The 17,992-nt window shown below is 41.0% G+C and carries 16 protein-coding genes; 11 read left to right on the top strand and 5 right to left on the bottom strand.

What is annotated here, in order from left to right; all coding sequences use genetic code 11:
• The first annotated feature begins 1 nt into the window (after window position 1).
• Together ACFE90_RS05285 and ACFE90_RS05280 are read left to right on the top strand one after the other, a co-directional pair.
• Window positions 2–2,062, top strand: coding sequence for a ribonuclease catalytic domain-containing protein (locus ACFE90_RS05285; protein WP_375498407.1), 2,061 nt, complete (start codon window positions 2–4; stop codon window positions 2,060–2,062).
• A gap of 130 nt (window positions 2,063–2,192) precedes the next feature.
• On the top strand, window positions 2,193–2,330 hold the full coding sequence (locus ACFE90_RS05280; RefSeq protein WP_375498405.1) for a type II toxin-antitoxin system ParD family antitoxin: 138 nt from the start codon (window positions 2,193–2,195) through the stop codon (window positions 2,328–2,330).
• A 1-nt stretch (window position 2,331) separates the two neighbouring features.
• Here ACFE90_RS05280 and ACFE90_RS05275 read toward each other — a convergent pair whose 3' ends face one another.
• Window positions 2,332–2,865 (bottom strand): GrpB family protein, encoded by a 534-nt coding sequence (locus ACFE90_RS05275; RefSeq protein WP_375498403.1) that lies wholly within the window; start codon window positions 2,863–2,865, stop codon window positions 2,332–2,334.
• A 113-nt stretch (window positions 2,866–2,978) separates the two neighbouring features.
• Here ACFE90_RS05275 and rpmI point away from each other — a divergent pair, with 113 nt between their 5' ends.
• The 4 genes from rpmI (at window position 2,979) to ACFE90_RS05255 (ending at window position 5,024) form a co-directional block, all read left to right on the top strand.
• Window positions 2,979–3,176 (top strand): 50S ribosomal protein L35, encoded by a 198-nt coding sequence (gene rpmI, locus ACFE90_RS05270; RefSeq protein WP_109007939.1) that lies wholly within the window; start codon window positions 2,979–2,981, stop codon window positions 3,174–3,176.
• 19 nt (window positions 3,177–3,195) lie between these two features.
• Window positions 3,196–3,552 (top strand): 50S ribosomal protein L20, encoded by a 357-nt coding sequence (rplT, locus tag ACFE90_RS05265; protein WP_069069781.1) that lies wholly within the window; start codon window positions 3,196–3,198, stop codon window positions 3,550–3,552.
• A gap of 12 nt (window positions 3,553–3,564) precedes the next feature.
• The gene (locus ACFE90_RS05260; RefSeq protein ID WP_375498401.1) at window positions 3,565–4,377 is read left to right on the top strand and encodes a transporter substrate-binding domain-containing protein; all 813 of its coding nucleotides are present in this window, start codon (window positions 3,565–3,567) and stop codon (window positions 4,375–4,377) included.
• Between the two features lie 122 nt (window positions 4,378–4,499).
• The gene (locus ACFE90_RS05255; protein ID WP_375498399.1) at window positions 4,500–5,024 is read left to right on the top strand and encodes a tetratricopeptide repeat protein; all 525 of its coding nucleotides are present in this window, start codon (window positions 4,500–4,502) and stop codon (window positions 5,022–5,024) included.
• A gap of 144 nt (window positions 5,025–5,168) precedes the next feature.
• On the opposite strand, the gene ACFE90_RS05250 is transcribed toward ACFE90_RS05255, so the two are convergent.
• Window positions 5,169–5,672 carry an NINE protein gene (locus ACFE90_RS05250; protein ID WP_375498397.1) on the bottom strand — a complete coding sequence of 168 codons (504 nt, stop codon included), beginning with the start codon at window positions 5,670–5,672 and terminating at the stop codon, window positions 5,169–5,171.
• Between the two features lie 330 nt (window positions 5,673–6,002).
• Here ACFE90_RS05250 and ACFE90_RS05245 point away from each other — a divergent pair, with 330 nt between their 5' ends.
• The 3 genes from ACFE90_RS05245 to bchB all read left to right on the top strand — a co-directional run bounded on the left by ACFE90_RS05245 (window position 6,003) and on the right by bchB (window position 10,939).
• The gene (locus ACFE90_RS05245; RefSeq protein WP_375498395.1) at window positions 6,003–8,006 is read left to right on the top strand and encodes a primary-amine oxidase; all 2,004 of its coding nucleotides are present in this window, start codon (window positions 6,003–6,005) and stop codon (window positions 8,004–8,006) included.
• Window positions 8,007–8,126: 120 nt separating this feature from the next.
• Window positions 8,127–8,696 carry a peptidylprolyl isomerase gene (locus tag ACFE90_RS05240; protein ID WP_229496810.1) on the top strand — a complete coding sequence of 190 codons (570 nt, stop codon included), beginning with the start codon at window positions 8,127–8,129 and terminating at the stop codon, window positions 8,694–8,696.
• A 716-nt stretch (window positions 8,697–9,412) separates the two neighbouring features.
• Window positions 9,413–10,939, top strand: a complete 1,527-nt coding sequence (bchB, locus tag ACFE90_RS05235) for a ferredoxin:protochlorophyllide reductase (ATP-dependent) subunit B (protein ID WP_375498393.1) — start codon at window positions 9,413–9,415, stop codon at window positions 10,937–10,939.
• 687 nt (window positions 10,940–11,626) lie between these two features.
• Here bchB and ACFE90_RS05230 read toward each other — a convergent pair.
• On the bottom strand, window positions 11,627–12,547 hold the full coding sequence (locus ACFE90_RS05230) for a tetratricopeptide repeat protein (protein WP_375498391.1): 921 nt from the start codon (window positions 12,545–12,547) through the stop codon (window positions 11,627–11,629).
• A gap of 225 nt (window positions 12,548–12,772) precedes the next feature.
• Window positions 12,773–13,054: a DUF2281 domain-containing protein gene (locus ACFE90_RS05225; RefSeq protein WP_375498389.1), complete on the bottom strand. Its 282-nt coding sequence runs from the start codon at window positions 13,052–13,054 to the stop codon at window positions 12,773–12,775.
• A gap of 415 nt (window positions 13,055–13,469) precedes the next feature.
• Between ACFE90_RS05225 and ACFE90_RS05220 the strand changes: the two genes are divergently transcribed.
• Window positions 13,470–16,616, top strand: coding sequence for a plasmid replication protein, CyRepA1 family (locus tag ACFE90_RS05220; RefSeq protein ID WP_375498387.1), 3,147 nt, complete (start codon window positions 13,470–13,472; stop codon window positions 16,614–16,616).
• Window positions 16,617–16,664: 48 nt separating this feature from the next.
• On the opposite strand, the gene ACFE90_RS05215 is transcribed toward ACFE90_RS05220, so the two are convergent.
• Window positions 16,665–16,949 (bottom strand): DUF2470 domain-containing protein, encoded by a 285-nt coding sequence (locus ACFE90_RS05215; RefSeq protein WP_375498385.1) that lies wholly within the window; start codon window positions 16,947–16,949, stop codon window positions 16,665–16,667.
• Between the two features lie 239 nt (window positions 16,950–17,188).
• Between ACFE90_RS05215 and ACFE90_RS05210 the strand changes: the two genes are divergently transcribed.
• On the top strand, window positions 17,189–17,944 hold the full coding sequence (locus ACFE90_RS05210) for a metallophosphoesterase family protein (RefSeq protein WP_375498383.1): 756 nt from the start codon (window positions 17,189–17,191) through the stop codon (window positions 17,942–17,944).
• Window positions 17,945–17,992 lie beyond the last annotated feature (48 nt).

Here is a 17,992-nt window from a genome sequence, read left to right as displayed (position 1 = left end):
TGTGGAGAAGGGGACGCTAGTTGAATTTAGGGTTCAAGGCGATCGCCGTCTGGGCATCGTAGAACGCCCAGACGGTAAAACCCGCTGGTTTGTGGTAGACGAACGTGGTCAATCCCACAGCCTCGCGCCTAGACAAATAACTTATACAGTTACCGGGCAGACGTACAAGCCTTCAGAGATTACCAGCTTTTTGGAGCAGATCAAGCCTTATTTAGATCCATCTAGCTTAGAAGTAGCTTGGGAATTACTGGTTGAAGATGGGGAAATAGTCACCCCAGACCAAATGGCGAATCTGCTATTTTCAGAATCAGACGCGCCTCCTTGTTATGCCGCCCATTGCTTGTTATCAGACGACAAACTTTATTTCAAGCAAAAAGGAGAAGCTTACGAGCCGCGAACTGCTGCTCAGGTGGCAGAACGCAAGCACCAGATGGAAGTAGAGGCGCTAAAAGCCAAGGGACAGCAGGAATTTTTAACTCGTGTAGAGCAGGCGCTCAAAGGTGAAGCAGTAGAGTGGCAGCGCCACGATCGCCAGCGCTTAGAAGGACTCGAAAAATACGCCGCGTTGCTTGCTGACACCGTGCGGACAGGGGTTAATTATGACTCCTTGGCTCGCGCTTATCCGCCAAGCGCTCCAGTATTAGAAACTATGACCATGCTGGGACGGCCCACAACACCTCAAGGAGCCTTTCAACTGTTGGTGGATTTGGGTTGCTGGAGTCCTTATGAAAACTTGTTCCTGCGTCGTTCTTCAATTCCGATCCAATTTCCTAATAAGGTATTAGAAGTGGCGCAACAGCGTTTGGATTTCCCGCCGATTGACTCAGATACAAACCGCCTTGATCTGACTCACTTGAAGGTCTACACCATTGATGATGAAACTACCACAGAGATCGATGATGGTCTGAGTTGGGAAGTACTCCCTGATGGACGGGAACGCCTGTGGGTGCATATCGCCGATCCGACTCGATGGTTGGTACCTGAAGATGAATTAGATTTGGAAGCCAGAAAGCGGGGTAGCACAGTCTATTTACCTACGGGGATGATTCCCATGTTTCCAGAGGTATTAGCGACTGGGCCGATGAGTCTGATCCAGGGACGGGTTTGTTGCGCCCTCAGTTTCGGAATTATTTTAGGTGCAAGTGGGGGAGTAGAAGATTACAGCATTCATACCAGCTTGATTAAGCCGACTTATCGCCTCACCTACGAAGATGTAGATGAAATGCTGCAATTACGGGTACAGGCAGAACCGGAAATTGCAGCGATCGCTACTTGGGCGCAGAAGCGCAAAGCTTGGCGTTACGCCCAAGGGGCAATTAGCATCACTATGCCCGAAGCGATGATCAAAGTCAAAGATGATGAGATCAATATTGACATTTTGGACGATTCCCCGTCGCGGCAAGTAGTAGCAGAAATGATGATTGTTGCCGGTGAAGTGGCGGCTCGTTATGGTAAAGCTCATAACATACCTTTGCCTTTTCGCGGTCAGCCCCAACCGGAATTACCCTCAGAAGAAGAATTGCTGCTACTTCCCGCCGGATTCGTTCGCGCTTGCGCTATGCGTCGTTGTATGCCCAAGAGCGAAATGAGCATTACGCCTCTGCGCCATGCTGGTTTGGGTTTGGATACCTACACCCAAGCAACCTCTCCCATCCGTCGTTACAGTGATTTACTTACCCACTTCCAATTGAAAGCCCATTTGCGGGGTGAAGTTTTACCATTTACCGCAGATCAACTTAAAGAAGTGATGATGACTGTCACCAGCATCACCCAAGAGGTGACGATGGTAGAACGGCAAACTAATAGATATTATGCTCTAGAGTATTTACGCCGTCATCCAGAGGAAACTTGGGAGGTAACAGTGTTGATGTGGCTGCGGGAAGACAGCAACTTAGCCCTAATTTTGTTAGAAGATTTGGGCTTGCAGTTACCAATGGTTTTCAAACGTTCTGTGAAGTTGGGCGAACAGATATTGGTGAAAGTCAGCCACGCCGATCCGCAAAAAGATATGATCCAGTTTCAAGAAATAGTTTATCAAGAAGCCCAAACAGCTGCGAATTAACTAATTTGTCATTTGTGATTTGTAATTTGTAATACTCGCTAGAGGCTAGTATTATCCATTACGAATTATTTTAATCTTGCTCTAACCCCTGTCGGTTAGGATACAGGGTAAATGGAATGAGGTAATAGTTGTGAATATATCTTTGACCCCACAACTGGAGCAGTTGGTTAAAGATAAGGTTAGTAGTGGGAAATATCACTCAGTTAGTGAGGTGATAGGTGAAGCATTGAGATTGCTAGAAGAACGCGATCGCATTCGATGCATTTGATCTAAGGGATTTTCCCCATCTTTTGACACCGTACTTTTGACATCACAGCCAGGATATAATTATTTTTACCATTGGTATAAGCCTCGCGATCGCTTTGAAAAGTTGCTGCCAAATCGCGTTTTAAAGTTTCATATCGTTTCGCCTCTTCAGGATGCCTTCTCAGATAGTCGCAAAATAGCCTGCGTTCCCAAAATTCGCTGTTAACCTCGACTATATGAACATGGTGAGTACGTTGCTTTCCGTATGGTGGCATTCCTTTCACAAAAAACATCCGTCCAGGATCTGGGTTTTCACGCCAATAAACGTATCCCAACGATTCTAATGCCGGAATAGTAGATTTCGCATTTACTAAAGAACGGACTCCTACCATGATGTCAACAACTGGTTTAGCTGCCATTCCTGGTACTGCCGTACTCCCAATATGTTCAATTTCCACAACTAAGTTATTGCCTAGTGCCTGCCAAATATATGCTGCTTCTTCTGCAAACAAAATCTGCCAACGTGGATCATATTCGACTATATTTACTTCATCCATAGGTGAAATTAATTTTGTCTACAGCAGTCGTGGCTGGTTAAATCCTTTATTTAATTACCATTCAAGTAATTTTATTAGTATAATAATGGATCGTGTCGAATCAAAGCTAGACCATGCCTAAACTAAAGACTCGTAAAGCCGCAGCGAAGCGATTCCGTGCCACCGGCACCGGCAAAATCGTCCGTCGAAAAGCTTTCAAAAGCCACCTTTTAGAGCACAAAAGTTCTGACAAAAAACGTAGTATGCGTCAGAGCGCACTTGTACATGAACGCGATGAACTTAACGTGCGCTTGATGCTCCCATATTTGTAAGTATTTAAGGAAATAAGTTATGACTCGGGTAAAACGCGGTAATGTAGCTCGGAAGCGCCGCAATAAAATTCTCAAACTAGCTAAAGGTTTTCGCGGTTCTCACTCAACTCTGTTTAGAACTGCCAACCAACAAGTGATGAAGGCACTACGCAGTGCCTACCGCGATCGCAAAAAGAAAAAGCGCGATTTTCGTCGCCTCTGGATCACCCGGATCAACGCTGCTTCAAGGCAACACGGCTTGAGTTACAGCCAGTTGATCGGTAACTTGAAAAAAGCTGATATCCAACTAAATCGCAAGATGTTGGCACAATTAGCAGTCCTCGATCCAGCTAGCTTCGGCAAAGTTGCTGAACTCGCAAATCAAGCGAAAGGATAAAGGTGGCAACGGATGTATAACGGATGTAACAAATGGCAAGTAATTACTCGGTTACATCTGGTATTATCCGCCACTATTTTTTGGATATCTTGCTTTTCCATAGTGGGGACAGGATTAAGTGCATCTGCTGCCGAAATGCCAGAAATTCAGCAGCGAGGCTATCTAACTGTTGCCGTTAAAGATAACTTGCGTCCGTTGGGATTTAGAGATGCTAACGGCAATTTGCAAGGCTTAGAAATTGACTTGGCACAGCGATTGGCACTTGACTTGGTTGGTACCGAGGCTGTCAAATTGAAACCCGTAGCGAATCGCGATCGCTTGTCTGTAGTCTTAGACAAGAAAGTTGATTTTGCGATCGCTAGGGTAACAGCAACTGAATCTCGCAGCCGCATAGTTAGTTTCAGTGTTCCCTACTATTTGGATAGCACTGTATTAGTTACAAAAGATGCCTCTGTGCAGAAATTGAGTGATTTTGCAAAACAAAAAATTGCTGTACTCAATAACTCCAGCACCATTGCTCAGGTGCGGTACTATGTGCCAAACGCCGAGTTGGTAGGAGTGAATTCTTATGACGAAGCGCGAGATAAAATAGAAACTAATGCAGCCTTTGCCTTTGCCGCAGATGCTAGCGTTCTGAGCGGTTGGGTGCAACAATATCCCCAATATCGGCTACTGCCAATTAAGCTATCAACTGAACCCTTATCTGTAGTCATGCCCAAGGGATTGCAGTACGATGATTTAAGACGAAATGTGAATCAAGCGATCGCTCGTTATTTAGCAGAAGGTTGGCTCCAGCAACGTGTTCAATATTGGGGTTTACCGTAAGTTAGTCATTAGTCATTAGTCATTAACGAATAACAATTGGACTTTGGACAAAGGACAAATGACAAATGACAATAAGCTGATAATAGATACAGAAACAACTTTTAATATTTGTATTTGCAGCAATGGATAACAGTCTAGCCGTTGTTTATCTCTCCGTTTTGGTAGTTATACTCACAATTGCAGCCGTGAGTGTTTTTCGCCAGATTTTCAAAACTCGCAAGATTGAAGGCTCTTTTGGAAGATTGCGGAAGAAGTTAGAGAAAGAAAAGGGTACGACTCAAGAATATTATGAGTTAGGCAGTATTTATTCAGACAAAAAAATGTATTCCCAAGCGATACTGCTGTTTCAAAAAGCTATCAAAGCTGCCCAAGAAGAGGGAGAAGAAAATATTGCCCCTATTTACAACGGGCTGGGTTATATTTATTTTATCCAAGAGCAATATGACCTAGCAATTCGTCAGTATAAAGAAGCCCTAAAAGTTAAACCAGACTACGTAACAGGGTTGAATAATCTCGGTCACGCTTACGAGAAAAAAAAGTTAACTACTCAGGCGTTACAAGCTTACGAAGAAGCACTAAAATTGGCTCCAAATAATCCTATTGCTAAACGTCGTGCTGAATCTTTACGTCGTTTGGTTTCTGCGTAATTGCTAATGGTTCATAATTGATCAATTATGAACAGAGGATTATAGCCTTAATTTCCCGTAGGGGCAATTCATGAATTGCCCTTGGATTTCGTACTTGATGCGTAAGTCCTAAATATGAAAATATATAAATATTTCTTTTAAGTCTTACACATCAAAGTGATAACGGATAGCTCCAGTATTTGGATCATTGTTGACCTCAGCGTATCCTATCTTTGTTGCTTCAAGAAGCAACTCTTTCAGATGCTCTGATTCTAGTTCAGTATACATAGCTGCTTGAGCGATGGAAAGTTGCCCATTATGTTCTTTTGCAGCTTTGAGCAGCTTCTGCATTGGACTACCTGTAGATATTGGTGGCTGTATCGTTTGTAACTGTTGAAGTTGGGGAATGTCACCAATGTTTAACGTAATTGATTGATTAACACTAGGGGTTCCATTACCATATAACCCACGCAAATAAATATTTCGCTTGTCAACCATACCAGGGATGAGAGCCAAATCAATTAATTGACCAATCCCAAAAAAACCAATTGTGAAGAAATAGATCAAACCAGTACCAATCTGTCCGGTGTAGAATCTTTGCCCACCACAGATACCAAAGAAGCACAAACACCAAAGAATGTATGCGACACCTGAATTTGCTTGCTGCATGACAGTGTACTCCAATTTTCTATGAATACTTATATACAGTGTTCCCAGGTTTGAATGTAAAGCTAACAATTGATTAGGCTGATGGGTTTTATATAGGACTAATATTGGATTTCTGAAAAAGCTCGGTACATCTCGAAAAGCCTAATTCCTTATTCCCTACTCCCTACTCCCCACTCTCCGCCCACGTAGATAATTTCAAAAATCAAATACGATTCTTATAATTAGGGATACTGTTAGCAAATTAATTTGGCGTTAGTTTATTAATCTATCGGTTTCTGAGCTATTGCTTAGAAATAAATAACTATACGTTTGTTGAAAGAATGTAAAGGGATGATTAAGCGGCTACGTTTTTTTTGGATAGCTATTACTATCACTGTCGTCATTTCTATCTCATTGGGACTCATGGGAAGATTGACGGCTCAACAGCCTTTGATTTCCCATCCTCTCACTTCGCTTACAGAGGCAGAAATTAGTACAGCCGTTTCGGTCATCAAAAGAGAAAAAACTTTGAGCGAAATGGCAGCTTTTCCACTGATCGCTTTACAAGAACCAGATAAAAAAGAAGTTCTGAATTTTACACCTGGTAAAGCTTTTGGGCGAAAAGCTTTTTTGGTAATCTATGAGCGATGCCTGCGGCAAGGACTCTGTCCTACGCAAAACAAAACTTATGAGGGAATTGTTGATCTAACAAGCAAAACCTTAAGTTCTTGGAAAGAAATACCCTCTGTTCAACCTGCGATCGTCAATCCAGAATATGAACTCGCTACTCAGGTAGTTAAAGCCGATCCCCGATGGCAAAAAGCGATGCAAAGCCGAGGAATTAGCGATTTTGCTCAAGTCAAAATTAGTTGTTGGGCACCAGGCATTCTGAGTAAACAGGAAGAAGCAACAGGTAATCGTCTGTGTCGGGCCTTATCTTACTATGAGGGCAAAGGCTGGAACTATTACGGTAGCCCCATTGAAGGAGTCTTAGCAACGGTAAATTTAAACACGGGTAAAATAGCTAGTTTTGTTGATAGAGGAAACGTACCTTTCTCTCAAGAAAATTGGAACTACGATCTAAAGTCCTTGGGCAAATTACTTTCACCACTGAAAGCATTGAAGATTCTCCAACCAAATGGTGTAAGTTTCCAGATCAAAGACAATGAAATTAGCTGGCAAGGTTGGAAGTTTCGCTATTTGATGCATCCTCGTAATGGATTAGTGCTGTACCAAGTGACGCATAAGGACGGCGAAAATATTCGACCAGTTTTATACCGCGCTAGTCTATCAGAAATGGTAGTACCTTATGGCGATCCTGAGCCTACTTGGTCTTTTAGGAATGCATTTGATGTTGGAGAATATAACTTTGGTTTGCTAGCAAATACGATGGAGTTAGGTAAAGAAATTCCTGAAAACGGTCTTTTGCTAAATGCTGTATTTGCTAATGAGCAGGGAGAACCTTATAAGATACCAGGAGTTATCGGTATCTATGAACGCGATAACGGAATGCTGTGGAAACATTATGAGTATAATACTCAGCGTAATGATGTGCGTCGCAATCGAGAATTAGTGATGTCGATGACTGCGGCCGTTGACAACTATGATTACAGCATTAATTGGATTTTTCACCAGGATGGCACTTTGGAAGTCCAAAATGAATTAACAGGTATCGTACTGGCGCAGGGAACGGCTGCCCAAAAGCAATCTGAGGATGATTCCTATGGTCGGTTAATTGCTAAGAATATCTTCGGAGTAAATCACCAGCACTTTTTCAACTACCGCCTAGATTTCGATGTCGATGGACAAGCTAATGCTGTGATGGAAATGAATGTGAAAGCTTTGCCGATGGATGAGAAAAATCCTTTAGGAAATGCGATCGCAATTACAGAAACCCCACTCACAAATGAAACGGCTGCTGTCCGCGATTTGGATATGAAAAGCAGTCGGGAATGGATGATTGTTAGTGCAGATAAGAAAAATACGCTAGGGGCTGCACCTGGATATATGCTGATGCCTGGTGGAAACTCCATATTTTTCCCTGTGGAAGGCTCAAACATCCGTCAAAAGGCAGAATTTGCGACTCACCACATCTGGGTAACAAAATATAAACCTGCTGAACTTTATGCTGGCGGCGATTATCCAAACCAAACTCAACCAGGACAGGGTTTACCTAAATATATTGCAGACGATGAATCTTTGACGGGTGAAGATATCGTGCTGTGGTACACAATGGGCGTAACTCATATTCCGCGATCGGAAGATTGGCCTGTGATGCCTGTTCACCGAGTTGGCTTTAAGCTAATCCCTAGAGGATTTTTTAGCCGTAATCCAGCGATTAATTTACCAGAGTAAAATATTCGTTTTCTAAAGTTTCCTTAGTTCAGTTTTTTCGTTATCTGTAAACCTGTAACTTGAATGCTGATAAGCTTATCGTAGGTCAAATACTGGCAGTTTTCATTCATAGGATAGCTCATGAATTTTCCAGAAATTAATATTCCCGGTGAAGGCACACTGCACGCTCGTTTAATTACTTCCTTGGGTGAAATTATAGTTCTTTTGGAGGAAGACAAAACCCCCAACACCGTCAAAAATTTTGTAGGTTTAGCAACCGGGACAATCGACTGGAAAGACCCTAAGACAGGTCAATCTCAGAAAGGGACTCCTGCCTACGATGGAGTTCGCTTTCACCGAGTCATCCCTGATTTTATGATTCAGTGTGGCGATCCCCTGGCTCGTTATCCAGATATGGCCAACCGTTGGGGTACTGGTGGCCCGGGATATCAATTTGAAGATGAATTTCATCCTGAATTGAAACACTCTAGTGCCGGTATTCTCTCAATGGCAAATGCAGGACGCGGTACTAATGGTTCGCAATGGTTCATTACAGAAGGGCCAACGCCTCATCTTGACCGCAAACACAGTGTTTTTGGTAAAGTTGTCGAAGGTATGGATATAGTCAACCGCATTGCTAATGTGCCTACGACTAGAGATCGTCCAAATCAAGACGTAGTGTTAGAAAAAGTAGAAATTTTTCGGCAGTAATTAACACCTCTCTAGTACAGCAAGGCGGAAGTGAAAAGTCAAAAGTCAAAAGTCAAAAGAATTGTATTCCAAGCTTTTACGCCATTTGAAATGGTATGTTTATTTCCGCCGTGTTGTACTAGTGTTATTCCCCTCTTTTTTCCTTGTTTAAGCAAGGTTAGGGGGGATATTGATACTACAACCTGATTCTTTACAAACATCCTCTCAGAGGATATTTGTATTTTTTGAGAAGTTGTACATAAATTTTATAAATTTATTGGTGATAGTTAATACTATTTCTTTGTCACGCTGCGTAAAACCATTTTAACTTCTTTTTTTCTTTCTTTCTTTGTGTCCTTTGCGTCCTACCCTGCGGGAAGCCGCTTTGCGTCTATGCGGTTCGTTCTTCTTTCTTGTACTTAAATATGATTTAGCGCATGTTTATACAGAATTGGTATAACACATCCCCCTAAATTGAAAACAAATTTGCCGAAAAATTAAGATTTATTTTAAAAAAGTAACAATAATATTGTTAAATTCAGAAGCTAGATTCCAATCGGGAACAAGGTTTGAGCGATGCCTAAGCCTATACACCACAGGTCAAATCCTTACAAGTCTTCACTTCATCAGGGATACAACTTTTGAGACAATCAGAAACGATTTAATAATAATCAAGCACTTATAGTCCACTCTTATCGGACTCCGTGTTATTTCTATTGAAAAGGGAGAACACAAACATGAAATTGGCTTACTGGATGTATGCAGGCCCAGCCCACATCGGCACTCTGCGAATCGCTAGCTCTTTTAAAAATGTTCATGCGATCATGCACGCCCCCATTGGCGATGACTACTTTAACGTCATGCGCTCCATGCTATCGCGGGAGAGGGATTTCACTCCGGTAACAACCAGTGTCGTTGATCGCAACGTTTTGGCACGCGGCTCCCAAGAGAAGGTAGTAGATAACATCACCCGCAAGGATGCCGAGGAACACCCTGATCTGATTGTGTTAACTCCCACCTGCACCTCCAGCATTTTGCAAGAAGACCTGCACAACTTTGTCGAACGGGCACAGTTGGAAGCCAAAGGAGACGTAATGTTGGCGGATGTGAACCACTACCGCTACAACGAACTGCAAGCAGCCGATCGCACTTTGGATCAAATCGTCCAATACTACATTGAAAAAGCCCGGAGGCGGGGTGAATTGGCAGAGGGCAAAACTGCGAAACCCTCGGTTAACATTATCGGTACTACTACCCTCGGTTTCCACAACAATCACGACTGCACCGAACTGAAACGGCTGATGGCTGACTTGGGAATTGAAGTAAATACCTTAATTCCCGAAGGTGCTTCGGTGAACGACTTGAAGAAGATGCCCAAAGCCTGGTTTAACCTAGTGCCTTACCGTGAACTCGGTTTAACCACAGCTCGTTACCTGGAAGAACAATTTGGCACACCTTATATAGACATTACTCCAATGGGCGTAGTGGAAACTGCCCGTTGTATTCGCAAGATTCAGCAGGTAATTAACGCTCAAGGTGCAGAAGTTGACTACGAAGACTTCATCAATGAGCAAACCTTGCATGTATCTCAGGCTGCTTGGTTCTCCCGTTCAATTGACTGTCAAAACTTGACTGGCAAAAAAGCTGTGGTTTTTGGTGACAACACCCACGCTGCCGCCATCACCAAGATTCTGGCGCGAGAAATGGGGATTCATGTTGTTTGGGCTGGAACCTATTGCAAATATGATGCAGACTGGTTCCGCGAACAGGTTAGCGAGTATTGCGATGAAGTGCTAATTTCCGAAGATCATGGTGAAATTGGGGATGCGATCGCTCGTGTCGAACCCTCTGCTATTTTCGGCACCCAAATGGAACGCCACGTTGGTAAACGCTTGGATATTCCCTGCGGCGTAATTGCAGCACCAATCCACGTCCAAAACTTCCCCATTGGTTACAAACCATTTATGGGTTACGAAGGCACGAATCAAATTACAGATTTGATCTACAATTCCTTCACTTTGGGAATGGAAGATCACCTGTTAGAAATCTTTGGTGGTCACGATACTAAAGAAGTTATTACTAGAGGAATTTCTGCTGATTCTGATTTGAATTGGACAAAAGATGGTCAAGCAGAATTGAATAAGATTCCTGGATTTGTTCGCGGTAAAGTGAAGCGTAATACTGAGAAATTTGCCCGCGATCGCGGTTTCAAGGAAATCAACGCTGAGGTACTTTATGCCGCTAAGGAAGCAGTCGGGGCTTAATGATAATTTAGTTATCAGCTATAAAACTGATAGCTAGAATTCCATAGAAGAGTGTTTCTTTTAAATAACACTCTTCTGCTTATTATGAAAAAAAATTGACTGTTCAAACTAATTTAGTATAAATAATGTATTTATGAGCAGCAACCAATTACCTAGCAGTCCTAATGAAAATAGACTATACACCAGCTTAATTACGACTTTAGAAATAGTTCAGTTTATCGGTTATTTCATTGTAGTCGTTTTTTCTCTTGCTCTACTTTCAATCTTTAGTTCGACTTTAGTTTTTGTATATTTAATTTATGTGGTGATTACCTACATTATTATAAATAGATTTATAGCAGTATTGATAGCAATCATCGACCTTTTAAGCCGCATAGAACGGAATACAAGGTCTGAATAATAACTGCTATTTAGCAATGATTTCACGTAACAGAATATAAATCTAGTGCAGCAACAATAAATTTAATTGCGATCGCGGTTTCAAAAAAATCAACGCTTTTGATACAGAGGCGTTACTTAAAAATAACGTCCTCACTCTTATCAAAGATTAATAATTGTAAAGATAATCCTCTGGATTACTTAGGTCATCCAAATAACCATAATCCATAGATGTGTCATGTGCCTGTTCATAAAAATATTCTTGATTCCAAGAATGACTAAATTCTTCCGAATCCACATCTGCTTCCTTTACAGAATGTATATGATCTGGTTCATATTGTGATTTTGGAATCTTTTATGAGAAACAGGTTTTAATTTTTGTAACATATCTTCTGCTATCTTTCTATTATATACTTTGGGATCATTCTTAGCTATTTCTTCAATATTTGGAATTACATAACTAGGTAAGTTGATAACTGTAAGAGCCTTTAAAACATACTGTCTAACCTGTGGAGCAGGATGAGTTAAGTTATCTAATAAAAGATTAATAGCTAAATCAGGAACAGTTTTGAAGTTTATAGCAAGTTTGCGTATAGCTGATGCGGCTAATCTTTTGTCATCATAGGAACTTGTTCTTGATAAATATGTAATAAGATAGGAAATTGCTTCCTCTCTGTTAGACTCACCTAACTCAAATGGATTCCAAACAGCTAGTTTTTCTGATTGACCATTTTCACAAAATAATTTGGCAGCTATTTGAAAGTCTTTAGCAGCTTCATCATTTTTTTTCAATTTATGAAAGCTCTTTCCTCGATTGTAGTATGCTGGTGCAAAATCATGACTAATGTGTAATGATTGATTGAATTCTTTGATTGCTTCTTCATACTCTTGAAATTGTAATCTAAATATTCCACGTTGATAGCGTGTAAGATGGTCATTTGCTTGAGGTGTAAAGACATCTGGTGATAAATCTTGATATATTTTTTCTAATTTACGTTTAGCATTTAAATATTGGGGAGTGATACGGAGTGCCTGGTTCAAGTCTTCAACTGCACCGTTGTAATCTCCTATCTCAGCTTTGGTGACACCTCTATAATAGTAAGCATGGGAATTATTAGGATTCAGACTTAATGCTTCGTTCCAAGCCATAATTGCTCCTTGCTTATCTCCTTTCTGAAGAAGGTCTACTCCTAAGTTAAACACACGAGCAAAAGCTGAACTTTCTGACATGGCTACACCCTCTAAATACACATCTACATTTTCTGTTTTAGACTTATTGGGTAGCCTCGGAAATTATACGGGTTAAAATTTATTAATATATGATATATACATGGCAGTTTAAAGTGATTATACTAATAACATTTGCAGGTCTATAACCTTCTTGCTCACGACCTTGGGGGTTTTGTTGAGGAAAACGTGCTGTTACAACGTCCCCAAACTGTAAAGAACGAGTTGTCATTCTTCAACAATTACTACTCCCATCCCAGGAACATACTTAATAGGCAAACCCTTATCTAGTTCACCGGTTTGCCAATCATAAGGTTCATAGCTACCCAAATTTGATAAGTCAGTCTCTAGCCATGCTGCATCAGATTCTTCACTGACTACAGATAACTGAGATTCCTGACGATTTTCTTTTCGCCACTCTAGAAACTCAACAAAATCTAGAACTTCCTGCTGTGCATTTTCTGGAAGGCGTTCTAGTTTCTCCAAAATCTTTTCTTTGAGAGAATCCATACTTGCAGACACTATCTTTATTGAACAGTGTAAATCATAGTTTCTACTCAAATGATAAGCTTTTATCCCAAAAGTAATGTCTGACGACAACCTACTGTGCGTCTACAAATCCTGACAAAGCTTGTCTTGCAAAATGTCACCCCATAGCGATCGCTACTGCAACCCCTCAAGCGATCGCATTCCTTAACAAAAAAATTTACTGATAAATAAAAATTAATAGCGAACAAATATCACAATACAAAATTATTACTTCGTGGATCTAATAGGCAGAATAACCTACTAAAGTCCAAACCGATGTGTCTCCCATGACGAAGTAAAAAAAAAGATTATAAAAGCCTCGCAATCTCTCTTAGAGAAAAAAAGCAGATGCATGTTAATGTTTTAGTCTCATTGTCTTCCCTTCGTGCCTTTCCCTATGCATCTGCACTATTTACACCCCCAACACCTTGAAGAATTAGTCAAGAGTAGTGGTATAGACTTACACCTAGTGCAACTCAATTTTAGGTCACTCCAAGGCGTAACAGCTTTTGAGTACCTGTTGATTTCTGAGCTACTCCCTCGCACCAATACCGGAATGGTGAAAAGTGTATGGTTGCAGCATTATGCCCATATCACTGAAGGTGGTTGGTGGTGTTCCGGGCTAGACCCTTTGAATAATTGGCAAATGATGGAATGGGGATGCTTTAAGCCAAACCAACCCCGACAGAATCACAATGGTAAGTCCATCAAATACGAGCATCCCCCCAGCACACCAACGCGGGTGTTTTGTTTGCGGGTAACACTGCAAGTGTGGCAGCAAGTCGCTGGACGTTACAATCTGGTCATGCCTGACAATATCACCATTAGTGCTGATGGTGAAGCTGAAGGCTTCTGGCAATGGGTGATGCAACACAACATTCCCCTCATTCTTTGCGAGGGTGTGAAGAAAGCAGCCACACTGTTGACGCAAGGATATGTAGCTATTGCCATTCCCGGAATTACCAGTGGTTATCGGGTTGTTAAAGATGAATTTGGCAAAGTTACCCGTCGTCAGCTAATTCCTGATTTAGCAGCGTTTGCAATTACAAAGCGTAGCTTTTATATTTGCTTTGATTTTGAAACTCAACCTAAAACAATTGCTGCTGTAAATAATGCCATTTCTCAACTTGGTTGTTTATTCCAGCAAGAAAAATGCACTGTTAAAATTATCGAACTTCCAGGAATAGAAAAAGGAGTTGATGAGTTTATCGTTGCCAAAGGTGCAAGTAGTTTCGATAAAGTTTATCGTCAAAGTGTTGACTTAGAAATTTATCTTGCCCAAACAAAACCTCACACTGAGTTAACTATTCCTGCTGCACTCACCTTCAATCGCCCTTATATAAGTGAAATACCTTTCCCCACTTCTGGATTAGTAGGAGTCAAATCAGCAAAAGGAACAGGTAAAACTACAGCACTACAAACCGTTGTTCAGCAAGCAAAAATTGGAAATCAACCTGTTTTGTTAATTACTCACAGAATCCTATTAGGAAGATTTTTGTGTGAGAAAATTGGTATTCAATGGGGAACACATAAAGAAGATGCAAAGAAAAGGATTGATCAAACACTTACCCCCGCTCCTCCCATTCTCCGGTCACTCTCTCCTCAGCAATCTATTGGATTGTGCGTTGATTCTATTTGGAAACTTAACCCGGAAAATTGGCGAGGAGCAATAGTAATTCTGGATGAAGTAGAGCAGTCTTTGTGGCATCTATTAAACAGTAATACTTGTAAACACAAGCGTGTAAAAATATTAAAATTATTCCAGCAACTAATTTCCACAGTTTTAACAACTGGGGGGTTAGTAATTGCCCAAGATGCTGATTTATCAGATGTGTCACTTGAATATTTACAGGGATTAGCAGGAATTAAATTAACACCTTGGGTAGTTCTGAATCAGTGGAAACCTCAGCATGGTTGGGACGTAACTTTTTATGATTCGCCGAACCCAACACCGCTAATTCACCAACTGGAATTGGATTTACTTGCTGGACGTAAATGTTATGTTACTACCGATAGTCGCGCTGGGCGTTACAGTTGTGAAATAATTGAACGTTATCTGAAAGAGCGGTTACAAAAATTACGAAGGCAATTTCCTAAAACTTTGGTAGTTAGTAGCCACACTACAAACACACCTGGCCACGAAGCGGTTGATTTTATTGCAGCTATCAATCAAAAAATCTCTGAATATGACGGCGTTTTTGTTACCCCTAGCCTTGGTACAGGAATTAGTATTGATGTCCAACATTTCGACCGAGTTTATGGCATTTTTCAAGGCGTAATTCCTGACTCGGAAGCAAGACAAGCATTAGCAAGAGTGCGGGATGATGTGCCGCGTGTTGTCTGGTGCGCTAAACGAGGTATTGGCTTAATTGGTAGTGGTAGTACAAATTATCGCTTGCTATCTGATTGGTATCAAGAAAATCAAAAAGAAAACTTAGCTTTGCTTAGTCCACTGCATAAAATAGATGTGGATTTACCTTTAGTTCATGACCCGATTCATTTGCGAACTTGGGCCAAGTTATCTGCACGGGTAAATGCCTCTATCCGCCTCTACCGTCAATCGATGCAAGATGGTTTAATTGCTGATGGACATCAAATTCAGATGCGGAGTAATGCTGTTCACAATAATATTATTCGAGATTTACGCCTTGCGTTTTTGGCAACTGATGCTGAGGATTTAGCTACCCGCAAAAGATTAATTTTAGAAATTGTCAAAGTTCAAAAAGATTGGGTACAAAGCCGTCAAAAAACTAAAGAAATTAAACGCAAAATTAAAGATATTAAGCAGCAAAATCAACTATTTGTAGCAACATCTGTAGCTAATGCTAAAGATATCGATAATGTAGAATATGAGCAGCTATTAGTAAAGCATTCCCTGACTGATGGAGAACGCAACCAAATCAATAAATATATTCTTAGGCAAAGGTATGGTGTAGAAGTTACTCCTTGGCTGAAATTGCAGGATGACCAAGGATATTATCGTCAACTGTTAATTCATTATTATCTAACTCACGAAAGCGAGTATTTTCATGTCAGAGATCAGCAAGAATGGCATCAGCAATTGTCTTGGGGTGAAGGGAAAGTTTTTCTGCCAGATTTAAAAACTTACACGCTCAAAGTTGAGGTAATGAGAGCTTTGGGAATGCTTCAGTTTCTCGAATCAGAAAGAGAGTTTACTGAGAGTAATCCAGATTTGATATTACTGAAAAATATTGTTTTTCAGCACAGTAAGCATATTAAAAGAGCGCTTGGGATTAACTTAATAGGGGAAAAAGAGCAGATATCGGCAATAAAAATACTCAGCCGACTGTTAAATTTGTTAGGCTTGAAACTAAAGCGGGTAAATGAGGTTTATCAAATCGACCTAGAAACACTCTATGATGGCAGAGAGAAAATATTTGCAGTTTGGCATCAACGGGATGAGTTGATGTTGGCTCATGTTAAGAGTGTTGACTATGAGTTGCCTGATTATTCTTCAGACTGGAAGCTTGAAATTATCCAAGCAAAGGCTTATGCCGCAGCAGCTAATATCCTTGACAGCTAAGTGTGTCTAAAGACAGCCAAGCATTAGTCATATCAATTAGCCCAATTTCTAATTTGTCTTCACCCGCGCCTGCTTCACCATCGCAATTAGAGTTTGATGGGCATCTTCCGCATCTGCTAGAACATGATCAAACTGAATGCGAACTGACACAGCTTCTCCATTCACTTGCGCTGTTAAATCCATACTTTGTGCATCAATTGACAGCATTTGTGCTGCAATCGCATCTCTTATACCGCCAAAAGCCTTAGCATAAAGAACTATGGCATCAGCATGATCATCATTCATGTGCTTGCAGATGCGCGAACTAATATCAGCAGAAAAATCTTTAGACATTGTTGAGATAGAAGTAACAGCTTAAATTTTAAGCTAACAACGCGAATGAAATTTGCTGATTTTCTTTCTTAGCACTCAAGACGATGCATTTTATCCCATTGCATAATAAATTAATTTTATTTATGGGGGAATAATTAAATTAAAATAAAACTTATTCAGTATTTCTACCTTCTATTACGGAAACCAGACAGCTTAAACTGTAGCAGAAGTATTAGCCAAACTATTGAAGCTAAGAGAAAATGAGCGAAACTAGCCCCAGACGAATTGTAATTGGGGATGTACATGGCCACTATGAAGGTTTGATGACATTGTTGGAGGCGATCGCCCCCATGTCAGATGATCAAATCTATTTTCTGGGAGACCTAATTGATCGTGGTCCTCATAGTTCACAAGTAGTTAATTTTGTCAAGCGACATAACTACTCATGTTTGCTGGGAAATCATGAGCAGATGTTATTAAACATTCTGACCAATGACAGAACTTCCTCCCCGACGATGCAAGCATGGCTGTACAGTGGAGGGCAAGCTACCGTAGCCAGTTACCACGAGGCTTCAATTCCTGATGACCATCTGGATTGGTTTAAGAGTTTGCCTACATATCTCGACTTGGGAGATATTTGGTTAACTCATGCTGGTGTTGACCCTTCCAAGTCGGTAGCAGAACAAACTGCTGATGAACTGTGCTGGATACGAGAGGAATTTCACAGCATTGAAAAACCCTACTTCCCAGATAAGCAAATTATTATCGGTCACACCATTACTTTTACTTTGCCGGGTGTTTCTCCTGGTAAACTGGCACAAGGAGAGGGATGGCTAGACATAGATACTGGCGCTTATCATCCCCGGAGTGGCTGGTTGACTGGACTAGATGTCACAAATAACCTGGTTTATCAAGTTAATATTTTTAAAGATTATCTCCGTACCCTGCCCTTAGAAGATGTAGTGATCAGAGTTGATCCAGCTAAAATCAAAGTTGATCGCCGCAATAAGAATTGAGCAATATTCGAGATGAGGAGGATGAGGGAGACAAGGGGAATAACCAAT

Source organism: uncultured Nostoc sp. (assembly GCF_964245445.1).
Taxonomy (GTDB): Bacteria; Cyanobacteriota; Cyanobacteriia; order Cyanobacteriales; family Nostocaceae; genus Nostoc.
This window is presented reverse-complemented; position numbering and strand designations above follow the sequence as displayed.

Coding starts and splice junctions, on each gene's coding strand:
- ACFE90_RS05275 (WP_375498403.1), bottom strand. CDS start 2,865: ATGGATGAAGTAAATATAGTCGAATATGATCCACGTTGGCAGATTTTG.
- rpmI (WP_109007939.1), top strand. CDS start 2,979: ATGCCTAAACTAAAGACTCGTAAAGCCGCAGCGAAGCGATTCCGTGCC.
- rplT (WP_069069781.1), top strand. CDS start 3,196: ATGACTCGGGTAAAACGCGGTAATGTAGCTCGGAAGCGCCGCAATAAA.
- ACFE90_RS05260 (WP_375498401.1), top strand. CDS start 3,565: ATGTATAACGGATGTAACAAATGGCAAGTAATTACTCGGTTACATCTG.
- ACFE90_RS05255 (WP_375498399.1), top strand. CDS start 4,500: ATGGATAACAGTCTAGCCGTTGTTTATCTCTCCGTTTTGGTAGTTATA.
- ACFE90_RS05250 (WP_375498397.1), bottom strand. CDS start 5,672: ATGCAGCAAGCAAATTCAGGTGTCGCATACATTCTTTGGTGTTTGTGC.
- ACFE90_RS05245 (WP_375498395.1), top strand. CDS start 6,003: ATGATTAAGCGGCTACGTTTTTTTTGGATAGCTATTACTATCACTGTC.
- ACFE90_RS05240 (WP_229496810.1), top strand. CDS start 8,127: ATGAATTTTCCAGAAATTAATATTCCCGGTGAAGGCACACTGCACGCT.
- bchB (WP_375498393.1), top strand. CDS start 9,413: ATGAAATTGGCTTACTGGATGTATGCAGGCCCAGCCCACATCGGCACT.
- ACFE90_RS05230 (WP_375498391.1), bottom strand. CDS start 12,547: ATGTCAGAAAGTTCAGCTTTTGCTCGTGTGTTTAACTTAGGAGTAGAC.
- ACFE90_RS05225 (WP_375498389.1), bottom strand. CDS start 13,054: ATGGATTCTCTCAAAGAAAAGATTTTGGAGAAACTAGAACGCCTTCCA.
- ACFE90_RS05220 (WP_375498387.1), top strand. CDS start 13,470: ATGCATCTGCACTATTTACACCCCCAACACCTTGAAGAATTAGTCAAG.
- ACFE90_RS05215 (WP_375498385.1), bottom strand. CDS start 16,949: ATGTCTAAAGATTTTTCTGCTGATATTAGTTCGCGCATCTGCAAGCAC.
- ACFE90_RS05210 (WP_375498383.1), top strand. CDS start 17,189: ATGAGCGAAACTAGCCCCAGACGAATTGTAATTGGGGATGTACATGGC.